An 18,533-nucleotide genomic window follows, 5' to 3' on the forward strand; every position below is an offset into this window, starting at 1 on the left:
CAGCGTGTCTGAAAGACTGATAAAAGTATGGCGCAGGCCTTGGCGTTTGCCTCTGTTCAGGAAACGGCTAAGTCATGTCATGAGAGTAGGTTCACAAGGGGGCCTGATGGCGAAGAAAACGACAAATAAAGAATCTCCGGCCGCGCCCACACGCCGGGGGCCACACGCGGCGCGATCTGCCGCGATGCGGCGCAAGCTGATTGAAGCTGCAATCGTCTGCTTGGACAAATATGGCTATGGAAAAACGACGCTTCAGAAGATCACGGATGAAGCCGGCGTCAGCCGCGGGGCATTTCTGCACCATTTCCCGACACGCTGTGACTTGATTACGGCCGTCGCGGAAGATGCTGCCGTACAGCAGAATGAGTATGTCCGCTCACTCCTGTCAAAGTACAAGCCGGGTGTGGAATTGTTCGATGCCATCACCGAGGCGACTTGGCAGGCCTTGTTGCAACCGCCCGCGATTGCCCTGATCGAAATCATGATGGGCGCTCGGAGCGACCCGGAACTGGATGCACGGTTTACAACAACCTTGCAGAAACTCCAGGATGCCCAGCGTGAAGGCGTTTGGGAGGTTGCCCAGCAGGTTGGCATCAAGGACAAAAAGGCCATCCTCATTATGGTCCACCTGCACCGCGCCGCCATGAGGGGCCTGCTGATCGAGTTGAAATACACGCATGACCGGGATGCAGCCGAGTCCGGAATGGAATTGCTGAAACACTACAAGGTGCTGCTTACAAAGGAGTTGGGGGGCGCTGTGAAATAGTGTCCGGCGGCGTCTGAACAATCAGTCTGCTGAAATGATCAGCGTCAGGCGGTCCGTATAGTTTCCGGCCAGAGCCTTGTCCGTATCTCCCGTGATGAGCAGGTCAATGCTGTGCTGGGAGCTGCTTGCCCCCGATAGCAAGACTTCGCGGGAGGCAGACTCTTCAATAGAGACAGGATTGCCATCCAGATAGACATCATACTCTATGCTGCTGGGGGTGAACTCATGGTGCAGGGCGCCGCGATTATCTGAAGCCATTTTGATTGAATAGCCGGTATTGGCCGTAACGGAAAAGTCCACGCTGCTCTTCTGGCCCTTGCGGAGTGTCCCAAAATCCAGACGTCGTGATTTCTGGCGCGCCAGTGGGTCTGTCCCGAATGAGGCATCGACGCGGGGCAATACGTCGACGACGACTTCCATATATTGCCGGTCTGCCGGTTCTCCCGCTGCGCTTGTATCAGGGTAGAGGCTGACCTCAAGACGCCCTATATACCGACCCGCCACGGTTTTTTGTCCGGCCGGAATTTGCACGTCAAACGGTATCGTGCGCTGAAACTGTCCCCGTGCGACATTACCGGCGATCTCAACTATGTTGCTGCCCGAATTGCCTGACCGTCCCGGAGGCGATATTTCAAATGCCAGCGCGTCCTGGCCATTATACATGTAGGCGGTTCCTGGGCCGGCTTCAGGCTCTATGCGCAAAGTGTACGGGCAGGAGTCTCCCTCATGCTCGATGAGAACTTTGGCAATCTCCGTATGCTGCCGGTCACTGTTACTATCGTAGCCTCGGCTGAGTGCGCCGCGATAGACCACCATGTCTGGCGGTCTGATCTGCAGTGTGCAGGGCGTGGGCTGTTCGTTCAGTCCTTCCGCACCTGGCAGGCCCATCTCCTGCGCTAAGGCCGGGTTGAGGAGAAGCAGGGCAATAAATAGGGAGAGTGGCCGGAACATCATTCAGGCTCCATTCGGTTTCATCACGCGCACAGTCACCTGGTAGGGCGCTTCAGGTTTTTCGGGGGCTATCCTTACAGGATCTGGCATGCGGATAACGCCAATATCTCCATCCGGCACCTCAAAGCTCGCAGTGGCGCCTTCCGGAGAGTCGAATTGCAACTCGACCGTCTCGCCATGCTTCAGGCCGTCAATGTAGAAGCGGCCACCCCGATTGGTGAACATCTGGTGGCGTTCGCCATCGCTGGTAATGGCGTATCCGGCCGCGAAGGGCACGGGCTTGCCTTCTGTGTCCACCAGCAGGGACATCACCGCGACATTGCGATCATCGCCCAGTTTGACGACATAGCCGGACCGGTATCCAGGCAGGAAGCTGAGCGCTTGTCCGCCAAGAGACGTTCCGGCTGGCGCACCTGGCGCTTCCACTTCAATCGTGCGGACATAATAGGCGTTCAGATCCGGCACGACAGCGGGGCCGAGGCTTGACGAGTGGGCCGCATAGGAAGGCTTCATTTCGAATATGTTGCGACGCGGGTCGACGGCGATCGCCACATCCTTCACAGCGTCATTTTTCGAGAAGATCACGAAACTATCATAGACCGGGCGGGACAGCGCAAATGCTCCGTCTGCATAGACAAGAGCTGAGCCGATGGAGGCCTCTGTGAAGTTTTCGCTGCCAAAGCCGTCAAATTGCGTGGCCGCCGTCAGGCGCTGTTCGATGCGGGATTCAAACCGGTTGCCGATATAGGAGGCGCCCGCGCGAATATCGTCAATATTGGACTGGCGGGAATAGGCCGCATCCCATCCCAGACTGCCGACATTGCGGTCCATGCGCGAAGAATAGGAGGCGCGCGTAGAGGATGAACGTGTGTCGTGAGAGGCTTGCGCATATCCGGAGCCCAGCCGCATGCTGAAGGAAATTCCGGCGGATAGTTCGGCCTCCTCGCCTGGTGCTGTGGTGTACCGAACCAGAGAGCCAAGCGTGCCATAGCGCGTACGCCATGTCAGATTGGCAGAATGCGATTGCTCGAATTCATCCATATCGTGGCGCTGCCGGAAGCCGGTTGTCAGCTGCACGCGCATCGTGTCGGAGAAATTGCGGGAGACCCTGGCGGTCAGGTCGTATTTGATATTGCTGGTGCCTGAGCCGAGCGAGGTGTAGAGGTCGCTCTGATAGCGGGCCTGCAAATCAAAGCGTAATTGCCGCCCGCGGTCCGTGTCATTCCACCTATACAGCCCTGTGATGGCGCTGCCGGTTCCCTCATCGGTCTCACTCAAGCCAGCCAGAAAGCCAAACGTTCCGACACCGGACGTGTAGAACGCGTCGCCCCCCAGATTAAGCAGCTCCGTATCTGCCTGTAGGTTCACGCCTGCCGTGAATTCATCTGTCCATCCCTTGCGATAGAAGGCGCTGATGGCAGGATTGTCGAAGTCATATTCACGGACGCCGTCTTCAATACGGGATGTCGGCCCCACGCTCACGGCGAAATCGGTGAGGCCCTTCTTGAGCAGGCTGAAATCATAGAAGGCGGAGAAGACAACGCGGTCCGTGTCGCCGCTATCATATTGTATCTCCAGCGTGATGTCATTGCCCGCCGCGCTTTGCAGGGGCAGGTCCGTCAGATTGTACCGGCCGGGCAACAGGCGGATCTCGCGGATGAACTGGCCATTGATATAGACCATGACTTGCGCCGCACGCTGCAGTTCGAATTGTTGCGAAGGATTGGTACGATACTCTTCATACGGTTGGAGACCGAAATTCCGGAAGCCGGCGATCCCCAGCAGGCTGGGGTTCCCCTGCAAGGCGCTGGTCGGTACGCTAAGATCGCCAGCCTCCAGCCGGGTGCGCTGCACGACGAGATCCTTCGTCAGCCGCGTATCGTTCAGGGCGAGCTCTTCGTCTGAGGCATCGCTATAGCGGAGGCCGGTTTCCAGCACGACATCGAAGATATTGAAGGCGGTTTGCAGGTTCACCTGCGTCGCGGCAAAGCCGGTTTCCAGATATTTGCTGCTGTGAATATAGCGCGTGCCAGCGGCCATGTTCACAATCGCGCTGGTTTTCGCCTGATCTTCCGTATCCAGCTGTAACGCGGCCCGGATGCGCGGCTGTATGGGCAGGGGTATGACAGACCGAAACTCGACCGGAATGTCGATCACGAGAATGAGGTTGCTGTTGTCAAACCTCGTGGGCATGCCGAGCGACGTCAGATCACCTGACTTCACCTTGTCTTCTTGCGAGACGGTTTCCAGAAGTTCTGCCTGTTTCTCTTCGATCAGAAAGGGGAGCAAAAGGTCAACAATGGCCTTGCGGTCGATCAGTGTCTCGCCCTGGGTCATGCTGGGCGTGATCATCACATCGCCCTGATTTATCCCGGAAATGATGACGGGATAGGGCAGGGAGATCGCCTGCGTCGGCGCCTTGCCAAACAGCGCGCCGTAAATCTCGTCGATGGAGGCGTCCTTGTTGACCTTGGGAGCGGCCGCTGGCGGAGCAGGCTCAGGCTCCTGTTCCGCTGAGGCTTTCGGCTTGTAAAGATGCATGCCTGCCAGCATGGTTGAGCAGGCCAGAAAAGTGCGCAGCACTCTGCTGGATGCAATTTTTAAACACAGCGGCCTTGTTGCCTTTCGGCCAGAATATGAAGCGGGCCGCGGTAACACAGCAATCTCTAATTCTTGTAGAAATCGGTTGAAATAGACGCGCTGACGGGGCCAACTGGCAGGGTTTCAGGCCACGGAACATCTATCACGGCCTGTGTGCCCGCGATGATGTTGCGATTATTGATGCTTGAAACGGCCTCTCCTGACAGGGTTACCGATTGGCCTTCAGACTGCACCATGACTTCCGGATTCTGTAGGATGGCGCGCCTTTGGCCCGTATTCTTGATCGTGACGCGCAACACCTGTTCGCCAGACTCGGTTTTGGCGGCTTCTGCCCGGGTAATCTCTACCGCGGGCTTGCCGCTGGCGGGTACCACGTACAGGGCGGCTTCATAGCGGATGCCCATGCTGATGTCGGCCACACGCTTGTCTCCCACCTCTTCCCGGGAATAGGGGATGGGCAGCTGCTCCACGATCAGGCGATAGGATAGCTCGATTTCTGGATTTGAGTCTCCGATCCATTGTGCACGGATGGACTGGCTCTGCCCTGGAGCAAGCACCAGCTGTGGCGGGGTGATGATGAAATCATCATATTCCGGCTCACGGGTTTCCTGTCCCGTTTCGTCTGCAGACCGTCGGTAGACTTCGATTTGAAGGGCAACGGGCACGTCATGTGTGTTCCTGACGACGAATGTTCGCGCCGCGCCGGACCCGTTAGGTGTGAACTGCGCCACAATCGGTGCGAATTCATAGGCGCCCGCTGCAGGGGCCATTGCGGCCATCACGCAGGCGATCAGTACAATGATGAATTGTTTCAGCATCTTCTACTCCACTATGTCCCCAGCAGAAAAGCCAGACCAGGCGACACCGTCGAGGATGCCGCCTGGTTGGAGGAGGAAAGCAAACTAATAGTTTGCTGCCAGTGTGATGGTCAGCGTGTCGCTGTAGGTACCGGCCACGGCGTATTCGGACGCATTATCGAAAGACAGGTCAAGATTGCCTGTACGTGTGCCACCGTTGAACAGAATGTTCTGCCAGTCATTGTTCGTCACGATCACCTGCGGGCTGCCGCTCATGTCGGCAGAGTTGGTGGTCGTAGGCGCAAAGATGCCGAGGCCCAGGAAGCTGGCTTCGATGTCATAATCGATGTTGACGGCGCCGCTGCTCTCCTGGTGAGACATGCCGCCATTTGCGGAGGTCAGAGACACCGTGTAGGGAGAGTTACAGGAGTACAGGATCGTCAGCGACCCTTGATTGCCTGTTTCCAGCATATCAACGTCGAAGCTGGCAGTGCCTTCTGGCACCAGTTCGCAGTTGCTTTCGACTTCACCGCTGAGATTGATGACCAGGTCTTCAGAATCCTGGGCGGCTGCAACACCGCAAAATGCGGCAGCTGCCGCAATAGCTGTAAGTGTACGCTTCATTGTGGTACCCTCTGTTTTCCGGTTATGGGTGCAAGCCATAGCCGGAGTGTTCTGCCAGGCCCCGAATGGCATGGCAGGTTCTCCCATGAAAATGGGATGAGAATGGCGATACCTCGCCACCCGGTCACGGGGCACATGTGTCCCGTGGCCACACTCGCGGGCCTCCCCGCGCAGTGATCTTTTGATTTTAGAAAATATGAAAAATGTCGTCCCCTGAGGTTTCTCCCAACCTCACATTATTTCTGTCCCCTTTGTTCAACCTATACTTTTGACTTCGTGTCGATGTTCGCTTCTGCCAAGGCTAGGCTCAGGCCGTAGACCAGCCGGGATGTGAGCCCTAATCGAGATGTCAGTTCTACGTGACGGTAAAAAAGTTCCACGTTTGAGATGATTAATCAACAGTAAATTTGTGAAAATTTGTCTCACCACAGAACAAAAAAACAACTCCTGAGGGAGTTTTCCGGGAACATCTGGGTAAGTATGAGTTTGGCCTGAAAACTCTTTCAATTCTAAATCATGAGAGGAGATGCTTTTTCTGAGAGCACCCGTTTATAAAGGCGATCCTGTGAATATTGTCTGCACCTGCAAATAAAACTACGCAGCGCAGGCCGCTGCATATCTCACCCTGATGTGTGCCTTGTAGGGTGTGTAAGGAAGGTTTCTCCGACGCGGAGTGGCGCACTTGCAAAAACGGAAAATCGCCTTTTGCGGGAATTTGCTTTTTGTGCAGGGCAAAAGAATTTTTGTCTCAGGTATTTCCCCTTAAGGGAGTTCCCTTAAGAGGGGGGCATGCCGGTTTTTTGGAGGTTCAAAGCCTGCAGTTTGCTGGTGGTTTAACAGCTAGGTCGGGTGCTCATATGAGAAACAAGTGACGGCGCGAGGACATATATATATTCAAGTCCTGATGCCCAAACACTCCGCGATCATGGCGCGGGGGCGGCCTGGCGCAACTCGGTAACCTGTTCTTCCAGCGCCCGCAGCCTTTCCTCAAAGCCTTCTTCCACCAGTTTCTCTGCATTGGATGCATCGAAGGAAACGATCCGTGTCTTGTCGATAGCCTGTTTGCGCCGCATGCTGATCTCGCGCAGGACTGCATCGCGGTGGCTTTGATGGAAGAGGCGGATGTTCCGCTCCGCAGCGTCGGCATTGCCATTGGCAATATGGTCCCAGATCGTCTGGATCATCCCGGCGATCTCTCTCTGGCGCTCCAGAGTCAGGTGATCGCATGGGGTTTCCCACATGGCTTCCCATGAGGCTTCGTTCAGCAAGGTGGAGGTCATCTCGCGCACGGTGCGATTGTTGCTGGCGGTAATCATAAGCGCAAAAAAGCGGCCGAGCGCGGTTGCGAACTCGCGCGGGGGTGTGAAGCCGGCCTCCACCAGAGCGGCCACATGCTTCTGCCGTTCGCCGAGTTCGTGGATAATGTCCGGACGCGCCTGCTGTACAGCGTAGCGGCTCGCCAAGCCTATCAGCGTTGCGGTGACGGCGAAATTATCCGCGATGATCTCCAGGGGAATGCCCACAACAACTGCGCCGCGATTGGGTTGCATCTGCACCAGATTGCGCTTCTCCAGCTGTCGCAAGGCGTCGCGTACGGAGCCTCGGCTGGCGTCAAAGCGCTTGGCCAGTTTCACCTCGACCAGCCGCTCGCCCGGCTTCAACCGTTCAGCGGCAATGTCCGAGGTCAGCGCCTTGGCGATGGCTTCCGGCACAGAGGGCGCGAGAGTCGATGTGGAGGGCTTCATGGGGGCTCCCGATTGTCTGCTTGTGTCGGCATCAGCAAGCATGGCGACTATGATTGTAGGACAATATAGGCGAATTTTGTCTTATCAAGCACAATTACGGTAAAAATTCGAGTATTCCTGTTTTGGTCGATTGACAATCGAGCGTGACGCGAGAGGATTGTCCATCAAAATAAGAGTCTTTGTTCAGCAAAGATATAAACAGGGAGGCTCCATGAGCGCGTCGGTTCAGTCCAGTCGCGAGGCTTATCTCGCTGATGTACAGCAACGCATTCAGGCATCCTGGCCCACAGGAATGCCAACCGAACCGGTCTATCCATTCGGTCAGATTTCGGTGCCCTCCTATCTGCGTGCCTGGGCTAAGCAGAAGAGCGATGCGGTTGCGATAGACTTCTATGGCTACCAGCTGAGCTGGCGCCAGCTCGACCAGCTGTCTGACGCCTTCGCTTCCTATCTGTATGCCGAGGGTATTCGCCCTGGTGACCGTGTGGCTGTGTTCCTGCCGAACTGTCCGCAATTCTCCATTGCCTTCTTCGGCATCCTGAAATGTGGCGCGATCCTGACGCCTGTAAACCCGATGGTGCAGGACAGGGAACTCGCCCACTATCTGAACGATTCCGGCTCTCGTCTGGTCGTCACGCTCGACAAGCTGGCCCCGCTGGTCACGGCCGTGAACACCGACAAATCCATCAACATCCTATGCACCACGCTCGCTGACTTCCTCCCCAGCGAGCCCCCTATACCGGTCCCGGCTGGTGCACTCGACCCGCGGGTCGAGGTGCCGGGAACCTCCCTTTTCTCAGACGCGCTGGAGACGCCAGTCAATCCGGACGCGCTGGCCGAGACGGAGTGGGATCAGATTGCCGCCATCAATTATACCGGCGGTACGACCGGCCTGCCCAAGGGCTGCCTCCATACCCATGGCGACATGATCTATACCGGCGCGTGCGCGGCGACCTTCTGCCTGCCTGCCGGGCAGGATGATGTGATCCTGTCTTACCTGCCGCAATTCTGGATCGCGGGCGAAGTGGCCGGCATCCTTCTGCCGGTCGTCTCCGGGTGCCAGCTGGTGCTGTTCAATCGCTGGGATGCCAGCGCCGTGATGGCCGCCATTGAGCGCAGCGGCGTGACTGGCATGGGCACCATCACCGATGGCGCGGTCGAGATCATGGATCATACGGACGCGCCAAAGCGCGATCTTACATCGCTGAAGGATACGGTCGTCACGTCTTTCGTGAAGATCCTGAACCCCGACTATCGCAAGCGCTGGAAAGAGCTGACCGGCGCGGTGCTGCGCGAATCCTCCTTCGGCATGACCGAGACCAATACGCTGGACACGTTCACGACCGGCCTGCAGGAAAACGACAAGGACATTACCGGAGAGCCGCTCTATGTCGGCCTGCCATGCCCGGGTGCGGAGTTCATCATCGCCGATCCAGACACTGGCCTGCCGATGCCGTTTGGAGAGCCGGGTGAGATCCTGATCCGCACGCCCTCCCTGATGAAGGGATATTGGGGCGGCCTCAGTGGCGAAGAGAAAAATCCGATCAAGGATGGCTGGTTCCACACAGGCGATACCGGCGTCATCGACGAAGACGGGATTATCTATTTCCGGGGGCGCCGCAAGGAAATGCTCAAGGTGAACGGCATGAGCGTGTTCCCGACCGAGCTGGAAATTTCCATCAGCCGCCATCCATCCGTTGCGCTGTGCGGCGTAGTTGGCCGTCCGGATGAGCGCAAGGGCCAGGTGCCCGTCGCGTTCGTCCAGCTGGAAGCAGAGGCCATTGGCAAGGAAACGACAGACAATATCCGTGCCTGGTGCAAGGAGAATATGGCTGTCTACAAGGTTCCGGAAGTTCGGTTCATCGACAAGATGCCGCTGACCGACACGGGAAAAGTGAAACGGAATGCTCTGCTGAGCGAACTGTAAAACCCCAAACAATCAATCGACAATTGGCGCAATCAGAGACGCCATGGAGGGAGTGCTATGAGAGTATTATTGACAAGTGTGTGTGCTGTCGCGCTGATGACGCCGGTGGCTATGGCCCAGGCGCAGGACGACGATACGGCTGTGCAGGCGGAAGCCGGTGCGACCACGGACGAAGACACCAGCGCCCGCCGCCTCGGCGCTGTCACTGTGACGGCAACCCGCCGGACGCAGGACATTCTGGATGTTCCGGTCGCGGTCTCCAATATCGGCGCAGAGCAGATGGAACGCTCCGGCATTTCCGATGTGAAGCAGCTGACCAGCATCGCGCCGAGCCTTGATATCACCAACACGATTGGCGAATCCTATGGCGCTGTGATCCGTGTGCGCGGTATCGGCACCAGCGGCTCGAACCCCGGTCTTGAATCCGCAACCGGCGTCTATGTGGACGGCGTCTACAGAAGCCGCTCGAACCTCGCCCTGAACGACATGCCGGGCGTTGAGCGCGTCGAGCTGCTGCGCGGCCCGCAGGGAACGCTGTTCGGCAAGAACACGACCGCAGGCGTTCTGAACGTCGTCACCGCGAAACCGTCTGACGAGTTTGAAGGCAGCGCCGCTGTCACCGTTGGCAATCTGGGCCTCAAGCGTTTTGACGGTACGATCGAAGGTCCGCTGGCCGACACTCTGGGCGGGCGCCTGGACATCATGACGATGGATCGTGACGGCTATACCGAGAACGAGTTCACCGGCCAGGAATATGGCGGTCGCGAGCGCTTTCAGGCCCGTGGCCAGCTCTATTGGGAGCCGACCGACACGGTGGATGTGCGCGTAATCGCGGACTATACCGACAAGAGCGAAGACGGCAGCAACTTCCTGATCTATCGCAGCATCACGCCAACCGCAGAGGCTCTTCTGGGCCAGTTCGGCCCGGTGCCGACGGCGCAGGATGAAATCAGCGATTACTACGTAACGCCTACAGCGGATCGTAAATGGGGCCAGACGGTTCTGGACCGGGGTATCTCGGCTGAAGTGAACTGGGATGTGGGCCCTGGTACGCTGACCTCCATCACAGCCTGGCGCAAATTCGATGCAGACCGCACGTTCGATCCGGATGGCGGTCCGGTGGATCTGCTATATGATGACCGCGATGGTGAAGTGTTTGAGAGCTTCAGCCAGGAACTGCGCTATCAGGGCGTCTCAGGGGACCTCGACTATCTGTTCGGCGTCTTCTATGCGAACGACAAGATCGAAAGCCGGGACAGCTATAGCTTCGGCGCAGACCTTGAAGACTGGCTCGGTCTGCTCGTAGGCTCCGATACGCTGTTCTCTGCCGTCACGGGCCTGCCGGCTGGCAGTGTCTTCCCGGAAGGCGGCGGCGCATATGACGTGTTCAAGCAGGAGGGCGATAGCGTCGCCCTGTTCACCCACAACACCTATCAGCTGACGGACAAACTCTCCCTTACCGGCGGTCTGCGCTACACGATTGATGACAAGTCTCTGGACGCAAACCTGACCTCCGACAATCCAGCCTGTGAGGCGGCGATTGCGTCTGGTGGTGAGGGGCTGACAACCACGCCGGCCGGCTTGCGAGGCCTGGTCTGTATTCCGAACTTCGACACCCGCCGCGATGGCCGCTACACCGATAGCCGCTCTGAGGAAGAATTCTCCGGCGTTCTCTCGGCGCTCTATCGCATCAATGGCGATCTCAGCACCTATGCCTCCTACAGCCGGGGCTACAAATCCGGTGGCTATCAGTTTGACCGGGGTGGCCTGACCATTCCGAACCCGAACGGCGCACAGCTGGAGTTCGAGCCGGAATTCGCAGACGCCTACGAACTTGGCCTGAAAGGCGTGTTCATGGATGGTCTGGTGCGTGCAAACCTGGCCCTGTTCTACACGGAGCTGACAGACTATCAGTTCAGCTATGTGCAGGCTGCGGCCAGCGGGGAAACCCAGCGCGTTGTGGCGAACCTGCCGCAACTGACCAGCCAGGGCGTGGAACTGGAAACCGTGTTCAACCCGACCGAAGAATTGTCAGTGAACTTCGCGGCCACCTATCAGGATGCGGATTTCGGCGAGAGCGATTTCCCGGCCTCCCTGTCCTATCTGGAAGACCGGGGCAATTTCAACGCGCCGAAATGGACGCTGGTGAGTTCCGCAAACTATGACCGGAATATTCCAGGCACGTCTCTGCGCACCTTTGCCTATCTCGATGCACGCTGGCAGTCGAAATCCGATGTCAGCTTCTCGGCCTCCGTTGGCCCGAACCATGAGCAGAAGGCCTATGCCACGCTGAATGGCCGGATCGGCCTGGGCAAGCAATCTGATCTGTGGACCGTTGAGGTCTGGGGCCGTAACCTGACAGACGAGAAAGCCTGGGCCATGACCGGCGCGGGGACGCTTCAGCCGGGCACGGTGCAGGGGTATGGCGTTGAACCACGCACCTATGGCGCCACCCTGCGGGTGAAGTGGTAACCGGATTTTCCGGGGCTTGAGGAGGCAGACATGTTCAAGAAGATCCTGATCGCCAACCGGGGGGAGGTGGCTGTGCGCGTTGCGCGGGCTGCTGCCGAACTCGGCGTGCCAACCGTAACCGTCTATTCCGTAGACGATGCAGCATCTGCCCATGTGACAGCAGGTGACACAGCGGTGGCGCTGGGCGGGGCAGGGCCGTCTGCCTATCTCAATGCCGACAATATCCTGGCCATCGCGGCAGAGCAGGGGTGTGATGCCATCCACCCCGGCTATGGCTTTCTCAGTGAGAATGCCGGCTTTGCCGCAGGCTGCAAGACAGCCGGGATCTGTTTTATTGGCCCGAATGTGGAGGCATTGAACGTCTTCGGGGACAAGGGACAGGCCCGGCAGATTGCCCTGAAATGTGACGTGCCAGTCCCTCAGGGAACAGATGGTGCGGTCACACTGGAAGAAGCGAAAGCCTTCTTCAAATCCCTTGGCGATAATGCTGCCGTAATGGTCAAATCCATTGCCGGCGGAGGTGGCCGCGGCATGCGCCCGGCACAGTCCCTTGAGGAATTGGAACAGGCCTTTGAGATTTGCCGCGCCGAAGCGGAACTCGCCTTTGGCTCCGGGGAGCTCTATCTGGAACAGCTGGTGCAGCGCGCCCGCCATATCGAGGTTCAAATCGTTGGCGACACGCAGGGCCATGTCGTGGCGCTGGGAGACCGTGATTGCAGTGCGCAGCGCCGCCGCCAGAAGCTGATAGAAATCGCTCCGGCGCCTGACCTGCCGGATGATATTCGCGCCGCCATGCACGAGGCCTCTGTCCGTCTCGCCAAAGAGGCCGGATACGACAATGTCGGCACGGTGGAGTTCCTCTATAATCTGGAAGAAACAGACCCCGCCCGCGCGATCCTGTTCATGGAGGCCAATCCGCGCCTGCAGGTCGAACATACGATCACGGAAGAAACGACAGGCGTTGATCTCGTCCAGACGCAGATCCTGCTGGCCTCCGGTGGTACGCTGGGGGATGCCGGCTGCAGCCCGAAACCGCAGACCAAAGGCGCGGCCATTCAGGTTCGCATCAATGCAGAGTCGACCGCGCCGGACGGTCAGGTGCGCCCCTCTGGTGGCACGCTGAACAGCTTCTATCCTCCAGGCGGTACCGGCGTGCGCGTGGACACGTTCGCCTATCCCGGCATGACGCTTAGCCCGGCTTTCGACTCTTTGCTGGCCAAGCTGATCGTACGCGGACAGGACATGCAGATTGCGGGCCGGCGTGCGCAGCGGGCGCTGAAGGAATTCGGCATTTCCGGCGTGCCAACCAATAAACTGGATATGCTGGCGCTGCTGGAACAGGAGGAGCTGCTCTCTGGCCAGCTCGACACCCAGTTCGTGGAGCGTGAGCGGGGCAGACTGAACGCGGCTGCTGAGCGCCTTGCCGAGACGGCGGAGACATCCCCTGCTGTGGCTGCGGCGACTTCTGCTGCCAGCGAGACCACGCGGTCGGCGCCTGCGGGGCAGGTGTCTGTTCCGGCGCCGCTGTCCGGTCTGGTGGTCCGCGTGGATGTGGCTGAGGGCGACGAAGTCTGGCCGGGCAAGCCGGTCGCGCTGGTCGAAGCCATGAAGATGCAGCATGTCGTTGAGGCGACCGAGAGTGGCATCGTGCGGGAGATCCTGCTGGAGGCTGGCGCGGTGCTGTCCGAAGGCCTGCCGATCCTGTTCGTGGAACCAGCCGAAGTGGAAGCGGATACGGCCGCAACTGATGCGGAGATTGATCCGGATTACATTCGTGAAGACCTGGCTCATGTTCAGGAGCGGATCGGCCTGACGATGGATGCGGCGCGCCCTGAAGCGGTGAAGAAGCGCCACAAGACCGGCATGCGCACGGCGCGGGAAAATCTGGACGATCTGTTCGACGACGGCACGTTCCATGAATATGGCGGCCTGGCCATTGCTGCACAGCGCCGCCGCCGCAGTCTGGACGATTTGATGAAGAACACGCCCGCGGATGGCCTGATTGGCGGTGTGGGCGAGGTGAACAACCAGCTGTTCGGTCCGGAGCTGACGCGCTGTATGGGCATCTCCTATGACTATACCGTGCTGGCGGGTACGCAGGGCTATCTGAACCACAAGAAGACCGACCGCCTGATCGAGCTGGCGCATGATCAGGATTTGCCGATTGTTCTATTTGCGGAAGGTGGCGGCGGACGGCCGGGCGATGTCGACGCGGTAACGGCCTCTGGCCTGGATGTGTCGACCTTCCGCAACTTCGCCGCGTTGAGTGGCAGCCAGCCGCGTATCGGCATTGCGGCCGGGCGCTGCTTTGCCGGCAATGCGGTTCTGTTCGGCTGCTGCGATATCACCATCGCGACAAAGAATTCCAATATCGGCCTTGGCGGCCCCGCGATGATCGAGGGCGGCGGGCTAGGCAGTTTCAAGCCGGAAGACATCGGCCCGATTGATGTGCAAAGCGTCAACGGCGTTGTGGATCTGGCCGTAGAGAATGAGGCCGAAGCTGTCGCGAAGACACGGCAGATCCTCGGCTACTTCCAGGGCAATGTGGCCGACTGGAAAGCGCCGGACCAGCGCCTCTTGCGCCATGCCATCCCGGAAGACCGGCTGCGCGTCTATGACATCCGCAAGGTGATTGATCTGCTCGCCGATGAAGGCTCGGTCGTTGAGCTGCGCCGCGAGTTCGGTGTTGGCATCGTGACGGCCTTTGCCCGTATCGAAGGCCGGGCCGTGGGCCTGATGGCGAACGATCCGAAATGGCTGGGCGGGGCGATTGACTCCGAAGCTGCCGACAAGGCCGCACATTTCATGCAGCTGTGTGATGCCTACAATCTGCCGATTGTTTCCCTGTGCGACACGCCGGGTTTCATGGTGGGGCCGGATTCCGAGAAGACCGCGTCAGTGCGCCATGGTTCGCGGATGTTCATCGTCTCTGCGGCGATGAGCGTTCCGGTCTATACGGTCGTCCTGCGCAAGGGCTATGGCCTCGGCGCACAGGCCATGGCTGCAGGCGGGTTCCACAGCACGGCGATGACGATCAGCTGGCCCAGCGGCGAGTTTGGCGGCATGGGCCTGGAAGGCGCTGTGAAGCTGGCCTATCGCAAGGAGCTGGAAGCCATCGAAGACCCGGTAAAGCGCGAAGAGAAATATGCCGAGAAGGTTGCCAAACTGTATGAAGTGGGCCGGGCAACGGCGGTAGCCCAGTATCTGGAAATCGATGCGGTGATTGACCCGGCCGACACGCGGGCCTGGCTGATGCGCGGCCTGAAGATGCGTCCGCCGGAGCGTAAGAGATCCGGGCGGCGCTATATCGATACCTGGTAGGATTCCAGCTGCACATGCGACGCCCGTGAAGGCGCTTCGTTTCCAGAGATTGAATTTTCATCCGTAAAGAGACGGGTCAGGTGTCTGGTGGGGGCAGCATACATCCCGCAGCATTGGCGCTCATCCCGGCGAAAGCCGGGACCCAGAATTGCGCGTCCAGAGCCTGCCGCCCTGGGCCCCGGCTTTTGCCGGGATGAGCGGACATGAGGGATCTGCCATCAAGCGCCGCTGCGAAGGCCTGGCTTGGTTCCCACGCAAACGGATATTGCTGTTTCTGTTTGGCGAGGGCCGCGTCACGTTCGGCTTCCGTGTCGCCAATATACACGAGCGTGACATCACCATGGCGGTTCATCGTGAACATGAACGGCACGCCGGGCCCCTTGATCGAGCGGATATACATCCGCACGACAATCAGCTGCAGCCAGATCCAGAAGCGGTAAGGCTCCAGTTCCGGTGTCAGATTGCGGGGAGGGGCGAAGAGCTGATCCATGCCGCAAGTCTGCCCCGGCCGCCTCTCCTACGAATTCAGAAAAGCAAAAACCCCTGATCCGGAGGCAGATCAGGGGTTTTCTTGCCCTTCAAAAGTGCGGGATACGAGACGGGGTCTCCCCGTATTCCGACAAGGGCAGACTAGAGGCAGGCTGGAAAGTCCAGCTGGCCGTATCCATGTTTTTTCAGCCATTCAGCGTCGTAATAGCTGTCAAAATAGCGCTCGCCGCTGTCGCAGATCAGCGTGACGATGCTGGCTTTTTCGCCTGCGGCTTCCAATTCCTGGGCCAGCCGGTAGGCGCCGCAGAAATTGGTGCCGGTGGAGCCGCCAAAGCGACGCCCGGTCAGGCTTTCAAGATAGTGCAGGGCCGCCATGGAGGCGTGGTCGGGCACCTTGATCATCCGGTCGACCAGTTCCGGGAAGAAGGAGGGCTCAACACGCGGGCGGCCGATACCTTCAATGCGCGATGGCATGGCGGAGCGGAGTTTTTCATCGCCCGTGCAGTAATAATCGAACAGGACGGAGTTTTCCGGGTCCACGACGCAGAGCTTTGTCTTGTTGCCCGTGCGCACATAGGAAAGGTGACGGCCAATCGTGGTGGACGTGCCGCCCGTCCCCGCGCCAACAACGATCCATTCCGGGATTGCGCACTCTTCATCCGCCATCTGACGGAAAATCGAGGCAGCGATATTGTCTTCCCCGCGCCAGTCGCTGGCACGTTCGGCATAGGTGAACTGGTCCATGAAGTAGCCGTTCTCGGCTTCGGCCAGACGACAGGCATGCTCGCTGATCTCGGATGCGGGCACTTGTTCGCAATGCCCGCCATAGAATTCGATCTGCTGGATCTTCTTGCAGGCCGTGCCTTCGGGAACCACAGCGACGAATTTGAGGCCAAGCAGTTTTGCGAAATAGGCTTCGGAGATGGCCGTGCTGCCGGAGGAGCATTCGATGATGGTGGTGTCCGGACCGATGCGTCCGCTGCACAGCGCCCACAGGAATAGGGATTGGGCCAGGCGATGCTTCAGGCTGCCGGAGGGATGGGAGCTTTCATCCTTGAGATAGATGTCGACATTCTGGAATTCATTCAGCTGCAGCTTGATGAGGTTCGTGTCGCCCTTGCGGTTTGCCTCCGCGCGGATGCGGATGACAGACTGGCGAACCCAATCGCGATAGGATTGCGGGCGCTCTTTCCGCTCTTCACGAAACGCTACTGGGGTGCTCTGATAGGTATCAGCTGCTGCTCTCACGAAAGGGCCTCGCTTCATATCTTAATTATCATTGGAAGATGATTATTATCTGATTTCCGCGAGAATTTTGTCCCATATATTTGGCCAAGCGAGGATAGTTTGGGAAAATCATCCAATTTCGGGTGATGTTTTGGGGTGAAGACGTGGTTTTTGGCCAATGAAGGGTCATGGAAGATGATTCCCATGACCCCCGCCCCTGAGGCGAAAACAGGGTTTCGTGTCTTCTAATCATCGGACGCACGGGACTGTCGGCCCGGAAGACGCCTGGCGGGTCAGGTGCCTTTCTTGTCCTTCTGGCGGGACTCCAGGAAATCCGCACTGTTTGACCCTTCCGGCGCGTCCACTTCGACAATCGCTTCGGGGCGGTCATCAAATTCGGTTTTCAGGGCGCGGGACATGATGGCGTGCATGACATACATTGAGATGATGTAGGTGAACTCCATGATCTCCTCATCGCTGAGGAAGGTTTTCAGTTTTTCTGTGACGTCAAAAGGCGTACGGCCGTGGGCCGTCGCCAGGCAGTCAGCATAGGCCAGAACGGCGCGTTCCTTGTCATCGAACAGGTCTGATATCTGCCAATGGGCCACGGCCTTGATCTTGTCGTCGCTGAGGCCCAGCGCACGGAGCATCTTGCAGTGCTGAGAGAAGACAAACTGGCTGCCGATGGCCCAGCCGACGCGCGTCTGGCCGAGTTCGCGCAGGACAGGATCCAGCTTGATGTTTGGACTACGGTAGAGTTTGAAGCCGGCGACGGCGTGTTCGAATACTTCCTCGGAATTGGCAAAGACGCTCCACCAGTCGCCGGGCGAGCCGGTGGCCGTTCCGGGATCGTCAATCGGGTCACGGTCCGGGCCGAACAGGTGGTTGAAATAGGCGAGTATGGTTTTGTTGGTGATGTCCTTGCGGGGAACGGGTTTGATGGCTGGCATGGGGTATCGCTTTCTGATCAGGTGTGCAGCATGTCTTCAGCGGGCTTGCCGTCCGCGCGCATGGGGGCGTGACGCACGTCATGCGCTTCAAACTCAGTGGTCCAGGCAGCCAGTTCCAGGCAGATGCCATCAGGGTCAAAGAAGTAGACAGACCGGACAAAGACATCCTCGGTGACCTCTTCCGACACCTGAATGTCGGAATCGTCGTGGTTGAGAATGATCGTCACATCAATGCCCTTGGCCTTCAGTTTCTCATAGTATTCGTCAAACTTGTCGGCTGCGACGTTGATCGCGATGTGGTTCATGGAGCCGTGAGCTGAGCGGATGTCTCCGCGTGTCGGAAGGTATTCCGGCGCGGCCACGCCCGGCGCAGCTTTCGGCGCATCGGGGAACCAGAAGAAGGCGATGCAATCGCCATTGCCGACATCAAAGAAAAAGTGCTGACCATAACCGCCCGGCAGGTCAATCGTCTTGATCAGGGGCATGCCGAGCAGGTCGCGGTAGAACTCTACCGTGCGGGCCATGTCCTTGCAGACCAGAGCCAGATGATTGACGCCCAGAAACTCGAATTCCTTGTTTTGTGGTCTTGTCATGGGTCTCCTCCCGAATGCCGCCCTTTGCCGGGCGTGTTCTGTTTTCAAAAGAATATGAGCGCCCTGATAT

At 58.5% G+C, this 18,533-nt stretch carries 13 protein-coding genes; 4 read left to right on the top strand and 9 right to left on the bottom strand.

The genetic code is table 11. The annotated features are described in order from the left end of the window. Positions 1-106: 106 nt before the first annotated feature. Positions 107-766 carry a TetR/AcrR family transcriptional regulator gene (locus tag HY29_RS18400; protein ID WP_051601324.1) on the top strand — a complete coding sequence of 220 codons (660 nt, stop codon included), beginning with the start codon at positions 107-109 and terminating at the stop codon, positions 764-766. Positions 767-787: 21 nt separating this feature from the next. Here the strand turns inward: HY29_RS18400 and HY29_RS08370 are convergent, their stop codons facing one another. The 5 genes from HY29_RS08370 to HY29_RS18405 all read right to left on the bottom strand — a co-directional run bounded on the left by HY29_RS08370 (position 788) and on the right by HY29_RS18405 (position 7,484). Continuing rightward, entirely contained in the window at positions 788-1,720 is a 933-nt protein-coding gene (locus tag HY29_RS08370; RefSeq protein ID WP_155838261.1) for a hypothetical protein, read from the bottom strand. After that, positions 1,721-4,300 (bottom strand): fimbria/pilus outer membrane usher protein, encoded by a 2,580-nt coding sequence (locus HY29_RS08375; RefSeq protein ID WP_155838262.1) that lies wholly within the window; start codon positions 4,298-4,300, stop codon positions 1,721-1,723. Between the two features lie 83 nt (positions 4,301-4,383). Further along, the gene (locus tag HY29_RS08380) at positions 4,384-5,136 is read right to left on the bottom strand and encodes a fimbrial biogenesis chaperone (RefSeq protein ID WP_034795516.1); all 753 of its coding nucleotides are present in this window, start codon (positions 5,134-5,136) and stop codon (positions 4,384-4,386) included. Between the two features lie 84 nt (positions 5,137-5,220). Then, positions 5,221-5,739 (bottom strand): hypothetical protein, encoded by a 519-nt coding sequence (locus tag HY29_RS08385; protein WP_034795519.1) that lies wholly within the window; start codon positions 5,737-5,739, stop codon positions 5,221-5,223. A gap of 923 nt (positions 5,740-6,662) precedes the next feature. After that, positions 6,663-7,484, bottom strand: a complete 822-nt coding sequence (locus HY29_RS18405) for a GntR family transcriptional regulator (RefSeq protein WP_051601325.1) — start codon at positions 7,482-7,484, stop codon at positions 6,663-6,665. A gap of 211 nt (positions 7,485-7,695) precedes the next feature. On the opposite strand from HY29_RS18405, the gene HY29_RS08395 reads away from it, so the two are divergent. Genes HY29_RS08395 through HY29_RS08405 form a run of 3 tightly spaced genes read left to right on the top strand, consistent with a single transcriptional unit; the run spans position 7,696 to position 15,204 of the window. After that, a complete protein-coding gene (locus HY29_RS08395; protein ID WP_034795522.1) occupies positions 7,696-9,411 on the top strand; it encodes an AMP-binding protein in 1,716 nt (571 codons plus the stop codon). Between the two features lie 57 nt (positions 9,412-9,468). After that, complete coding sequence (locus HY29_RS08400) at positions 9,469-11,883, top strand: TonB-dependent receptor (protein WP_081811304.1); 2,415 nt, start codon at positions 9,469-9,471, stop codon at positions 11,881-11,883. Positions 11,884-11,913: 30 nt separating this feature from the next. After that, a complete protein-coding gene (locus HY29_RS08405; RefSeq protein WP_034795528.1) occupies positions 11,914-15,204 on the top strand; it encodes a carboxyl transferase domain-containing protein in 3,291 nt (1,096 codons plus the stop codon). Between the two features lie 76 nt (positions 15,205-15,280). Here the strand turns inward: HY29_RS08405 and HY29_RS08410 are convergent, their stop codons facing one another. The 4 genes from HY29_RS08410 to HY29_RS08425 all read right to left on the bottom strand — a co-directional run bounded on the left by HY29_RS08410 (position 15,281) and on the right by HY29_RS08425 (position 18,463). Beyond that, positions 15,281-15,694, bottom strand: coding sequence for a hypothetical protein (locus HY29_RS08410; RefSeq protein WP_034795530.1), 414 nt, complete (start codon positions 15,692-15,694; stop codon positions 15,281-15,283). Positions 15,695-15,834: 140 nt separating this feature from the next. Next, the gene (locus tag HY29_RS08415) at positions 15,835-16,839 is read right to left on the bottom strand and encodes a PLP-dependent cysteine synthase family protein (RefSeq protein WP_034795601.1); all 1,005 of its coding nucleotides are present in this window, start codon (positions 16,837-16,839) and stop codon (positions 15,835-15,837) included. A gap of 374 nt (positions 16,840-17,213) precedes the next feature. Continuing rightward, entirely contained in the window at positions 17,214-17,870 is a 657-nt protein-coding gene (locus HY29_RS08420) for a carboxymuconolactone decarboxylase family protein (RefSeq protein ID WP_034795532.1), read from the bottom strand. Between the two features lie 17 nt (positions 17,871-17,887). After that, entirely contained in the window at positions 17,888-18,463 is a 576-nt protein-coding gene (locus tag HY29_RS08425) for a VOC family protein (protein WP_034795536.1), read from the bottom strand. Between the last annotated feature and the right edge of the window lie 70 nt (positions 18,464-18,533).

This window comes from Hyphomonas beringensis (assembly GCF_000682755.1).
Lineage (GTDB): Bacteria > Pseudomonadota > Alphaproteobacteria > Caulobacterales > Hyphomonadaceae > Hyphomonas > Hyphomonas beringensis.

What these genes read in the sequence shown, in the direction of transcription:
- HY29_RS08410 (WP_034795530.1), bottom strand. Translation starts at nt 15,694, where the DNA reads ATGGATCAGCTCTTCGCCCCTCCCCGCAATCTGACACCGGAACTGGAG.
- HY29_RS08385 (WP_034795519.1), bottom strand. Translation starts at nt 5,739, where the DNA reads ATGAAGCGTACACTTACAGCTATTGCGGCAGCTGCCGCATTTTGCGGT.
- HY29_RS18405 (WP_051601325.1), bottom strand. Translation starts at nt 7,484, where the DNA reads ATGAAGCCCTCCACATCGACTCTCGCGCCCTCTGTGCCGGAAGCCATC.
- HY29_RS08425 (WP_034795536.1), bottom strand. Translation starts at nt 18,463, where the DNA reads ATGACAAGACCACAAAACAAGGAATTCGAGTTTCTGGGCGTCAATCAT.
- HY29_RS08370 (WP_155838261.1), bottom strand. Translation starts at nt 1,720, where the DNA reads ATGATGTTCCGGCCACTCTCCCTATTTATTGCCCTGCTTCTCCTCAAC.
- HY29_RS08400 (WP_081811304.1), top strand. Translation starts at nt 9,469, where the DNA reads ATGAGAGTATTATTGACAAGTGTGTGTGCTGTCGCGCTGATGACGCCG.
- HY29_RS08380 (WP_034795516.1), bottom strand. Translation starts at nt 5,136, where the DNA reads ATGCTGAAACAATTCATCATTGTACTGATCGCCTGCGTGATGGCCGCA.
- HY29_RS08420 (WP_034795532.1), bottom strand. Translation starts at nt 17,870, where the DNA reads ATGCCAGCCATCAAACCCGTTCCCCGCAAGGACATCACCAACAAAACC.
- HY29_RS08395 (WP_034795522.1), top strand. Translation starts at nt 7,696, where the DNA reads ATGAGCGCGTCGGTTCAGTCCAGTCGCGAGGCTTATCTCGCTGATGTA.
- HY29_RS08405 (WP_034795528.1), top strand. Translation starts at nt 11,914, where the DNA reads ATGTTCAAGAAGATCCTGATCGCCAACCGGGGGGAGGTGGCTGTGCGC.
- HY29_RS18400 (WP_051601324.1), top strand. Translation starts at nt 107, where the DNA reads ATGGCGAAGAAAACGACAAATAAAGAATCTCCGGCCGCGCCCACACGC.